This is a genomic window from Phenylobacterium sp., assembly GCF_036263695.1.
GTDB lineage: Bacteria > Pseudomonadota > Alphaproteobacteria > Caulobacterales > Caulobacteraceae > Phenylobacterium.
Genome location: NZ_DATAGM010000157.1, coordinates 1 through 4,176, shown reverse-complemented (window position 1 = coordinate 4,176; position 4,176 = coordinate 1). Strand labels below are relative to the sequence as shown.

The 4,176-nt window shown below is 71.6% G+C and carries 4 protein-coding genes; 3 read left to right on the top strand and 1 reads right to left on the bottom strand.

Translation table 11 applies throughout. The features are described 5' to 3' along the window. A partial coding sequence (locus VHK87_RS06520) for an MFS transporter (protein ID WP_329634090.1) occupies positions 1 to 1,151 on the bottom strand: 1,151 nt, incomplete at its 3' end. A gap of 180 nt (positions 1,152 to 1,331) precedes the next feature. Between VHK87_RS06520 and VHK87_RS06515 the strand changes: the two genes are divergently transcribed. The 3 genes from VHK87_RS06515 to VHK87_RS06505 form a co-directional block, all read left to right on the top strand. Next, positions 1,332 to 2,255, top strand: a complete 924-nt coding sequence (locus tag VHK87_RS06515) for a hypothetical protein (protein ID WP_329634089.1) — start codon at positions 1,332 to 1,334, stop codon at positions 2,253 to 2,255. Between the two features lie 99 nt (positions 2,256 to 2,354). After that, positions 2,355 to 3,830, top strand: coding sequence for an exopolysaccharide biosynthesis polyprenyl glycosylphosphotransferase (locus VHK87_RS06510; RefSeq protein ID WP_329634088.1), 1,476 nt, complete (start codon positions 2,355 to 2,357; stop codon positions 3,828 to 3,830). Between the two features lie 4 nt (positions 3,831 to 3,834). Further along, the coding region (locus VHK87_RS06505; protein ID WP_329634087.1) for an oligosaccharide flippase family protein at positions 3,835 to 4,176 on the top strand (342 nt) is incomplete at its 3' end.

Genomic DNA, 4,176 nt, shown 5'->3' with positions numbered 1-4,176 from the left:
CCGAACACGAGCGCGGCGCCCGCGATCATCAGGAACGGCACGGCCGCCAGGTTGAGCCCCCGCCAGCCGAAGGCCTCGACCAGGGCCCCGGCCGAGAACGAGGCCGCCGCCGCCACGCCGACGATGAGGAAGTCGTTGAGGCCCTGCACCCGCGAGCGTTCGCTCGGCCGGTAGGTCTCCGTCAGCAGGGTGCTGCCGCCGACGTAGAGGAAGTTCCACCCGACGCCGAGCAACACCAGGCCCGAGAGGTAGTTGAGCAGCGCGATCCCGCTCATCGCGACGGCCACATGGGTCAAGAGCAGCAGGACGCCGGTGAGCATCATCACCGTCAGCCCGAACCGCTTCACCAGCCAGCCGGTGAAGAACGAGGGAACGAACATGCCCAACACGTGCCACTGGATGACGAAGGCGGCGTCGGCCACCCCGTGATGATGACCGACCATGGAAAGCGGCGTCGCGGTCATCACCAGGACCATGACCGCGTAGCCCACCGCCGCGCCCACGAGGGCGGCGATAAACTTCGGCTGGCGCATGATCATGGGCAGCGGCCGCGGCGGCTCGGCCGCCTCGCCGCCCGCGGTCGCCGACGGCAACGGCGTTGCGGCCACCACGACCGCGGCCACGAGGCTCAGGGCCAGCACCGCCAGGAAGGATCCCGCGTAGGCGGCGGGCCCGATCAGGTCCTTGGTCACCGCACCCAGGTGCGGGCCGACCAGGGCCGCGACCACGCCGCCGGCCAGCACCAGCGAGATCGCCCGGCTCCGGAAGGCCTCGCTCGCCGCCTCCGCCGCGGCGAACCGGTAGAACTGGGCGAAGCCCTGGTAGCCGCCGACCAGCCCCGTCGCGACGCACAGCAGCGGAAAGCTTTCCGTGAGCATGGCGAAGGCCGCCAGGCCGCCGCCGCTCGCGCCCAGCAGCGCGCCCAGCACGAAGCCGGGCCGCCGCCCCACCCGCCCCATCAGCAGCGAGGCCGGAAGGGTGGCGACCGCCGTCCCGAGCGCCACGCAGGCGATCGGCAGGGTGGCCAGCGCGGTGTCGGGCGCCAGCATCTGGCCCGCCAGCCCGCCGACGGTCACCAGCAGCACCGCCGAGGTCTGGAACAGCGCCTGCGCGATGGCGAGCGACAGGACGACTCGGCGTTCGTGGGTCATGGCGCAGCTCCCCCGCTGGTTCTCAGCCGGAGAACCATGACCTGCTTCTGCACCTCCAATGAAGTTGAATTGACAGCCGCGCTTGGTCCGGGCCCGGCTTGACTTCATCGCCGCCGCAGGCAGGAACTCCCGGGCGGGGATCTCCGGCCGGGCGTGGCCGGCGGGTGGAAGGGCGTACGGATGCGGGATTTCTCGATCGGTGAGGCCGGGCTGGTGGGCTTTCGGCTGACGCGCGAGCGGCCGCGGGCGATCGGCGTTTGGTGCGTGCTGAACCTGGTGTTCAGCTTCGTCACGCTGTTGGTGCTGGTCGGCGTCGGCGGTGAGGCCATGAGCGCGCTGCAGGCGAGCGCCGAGAGCCCCGGGGCGGCCCAGGACCCGGCCGCCACCATGGCCGCGTTCAATCAGCTGCTGCCGGCCTACGGCCTCTTTCTCCTGCTCTGGCTGGCGTTCAGCGCGGTCATGGCGGCGGCGGCGAGCCGGGCCGTCCTGCGCCCCCAGGAGGATGGCCTCGGCTATGTCCGCTTCGGCGCGGAGGAGGTCCGGGTGATCCTGGCCCTGGCCGCCATCGGGCTCATCCTGTTCTTCGCCTACCTGGCGGCGATCCTGGTCATGGGCATCGTCCTCGGCGTTCTGATCGGCGCGACGGGCGGCGGCGGCGCTGCGGCGGGAGCTGGCCTGGCCCTGGCGCTGGTCCCGGTCGTGCTGCTGGCGCTGCTGTGGCTGTGGACGCGCTTCTCGCTGGCCGTGCCGCTGACCCTGGCCCGCGGCCGGGTTGACGTGTTCGGCTCCTGGGCGATGACCAAGGGCCGCTCGGGCAAGGTCTTCCTGACCTACCTGCTGGCCTTCGGCCTCTACCTGCTGGTGGCCGTACTCGGCGTCGCCATCTTCCTTGGCGTGGGCGCCGCGATCAGCGGATCGGCCGGCCCCATGGAGGCGGTGATGAAGGCCGACATGAGCTCCATCGGCGCCTACTTCAACCCGCTGACCATCACCTACACCGTCGTCATGTCCGTGATCGGCGCGCTCGGCTCGGCCATCGTGCTGTGCCCACCGGCGGTGATCTATCGCGAGCTGGCCGGCGAGGACGTCCACGAGGTCTTCTGAGCCCGGCCGGGCGAATCAGGTTCGCCCGTTAACGGGAACCTCACGCGAGCGCGGCAGGATGGCGCAAGTCCGTCGAAGAAGTCGCGTGATCACCGTCCTATGTCCCTCATCGCCGCATCGCCCAGCGAGGCCGTCCCGGCCCTAAGCGAGTCCGGGGTCGGCGAGCGGCGAGGCTCCTCCCGTCCCGCCCGGCTGGCGCCCACCCGCATCCGCCTGCAGGGCCGCGCCGTGGCCGCCGTGTTCCAGGCCATGGACGCCATGGCCGTGGCGCTGGTGACCCTGGGGGTCGCGCTGCGCTGGGACGTGCTGGCGTTCGCCGTCGCCGCGCTCATCGGCGTGGCGGGCCTCGGCCTCTTCAAGGCTTATCACTTCGGCTGGCGCGAGGGCCTGGTCCTGCACCTGAGCCGCGCGGCCGTCGGCCTGCTGCTGGCCGGCGGGACGAGCTTCCTGGCGTTGGCGCCCTTCCTGCCCGCGCCGGACGTGGGCCGGGCGATGCTCTCGTGGACCGGCTGGACGGCGCTGACGCTGATCGCGCTGCACGCCCTGTGGTGGGCCAGCATCCGCCGCTGGCGACGCAACGGCCGGCTGACCCCGAACATCGTCGTGGTGGGCGCCACCGAAGCCGCCGACCGCCTGGTGGCCGCGGTGCTGAAGAACCGCGAGGCCAACATCCTGGGCGTGTTCGACGACCGGCTGGACCGCGCGCCCGACCACGTCCGCGGCGTGCGGGTGCTGGGCGACACCCACGCCATGCTCGGCCACCGGATCATGCCCTATGTCGATCGGATCGTGATCACCGTGCCCGGCCAGGCTCGCGAGCGCGTGCGCCAGCTGATGGAGCGGCTGCGGGTCCTGCCGAACGAGATTGCGCTGCTGGTGGAGGGCGGCGACGCGGTCGGCGAAGCCGCCGACTTCGCCCGTATCGCCGACGTGCCGCTGGCCACCATCTCGGGCGTGCCGCGCGACGCCTGGCGGGCGTTCAACAAGCGGGCCCAGGACCTGGTGGTCGGAACGATCGCGCTGATCCTCGCCGCCCCTGTCATGCTGCTGATCGCCCTGGTGATCCGCCTCGACAGCCCGGGCCCGGTGCTGTTCCGCCAGCGGCGCCACGGCTTCAACAACGAAGAAATCGTCGTCTGGAAGTTCCGCTCCATGCGCCACGACCGGGCGGACCCCAAGGCCGCTCAGCAGGTGATGCCGGGCGACGAGCGGGTCACCCGCATCGGCCGCTTCATCCGCAGCACCAGCCTCGACGAACTGCCGCAGCTATTCAATGTGCTGGCCGGCGAAATGTCGCTGGTCGGCCCCCGCCCCCACGCGGTCGGCATGAAGACCGGCGACGTGGAATCCGCCCGCCTGGTCGCCGAATACGCCCACCGCCACCGGATGAAGCCCGGCATGACCGGCTGGGCCGCAATTCACGGCTCGCGCGGGCCGGTCGACACGCCCGAGGCGGTGCGCCGCCGGGTGGCCCTCGACGTGGCGTACATCGAGCGGCAGTCCTTCTGGCTCGACCTCTACATCATGGCCATGACCATCCCCTGCCTGCTCGGCGACCGGGCGGCGGTGAGGTAGCCCGATGTTCTGGCGCGGCGTCCTCGGCTACCTCCCCGTGAACATCGCCCAGGGCCTCGTCGGCCTGCTGACGCTCGTCGTCTTCACCCGCCTGCTGACGCCCACCGAGTTCGGCCACTACGCCCTCGGCTTCTCGGTGATGACCCTGCTGCACACAGGGATCTTCACCTGGAACGAGGCCGCGCTGGCCAGATTCCAGGTGGCCGAGCAGGACCGGGGCTCCGGCCCCGACCACGCCGCCACCGTTCAGCGCACCTGGCTCGTGCTGCTGCTGGTGCTGCCGGTCGCCGGCGCGATCGCCCTGGCCTGGCCGATGAGCGGTCCGATGAAGCTGGCGGTGCTCAGC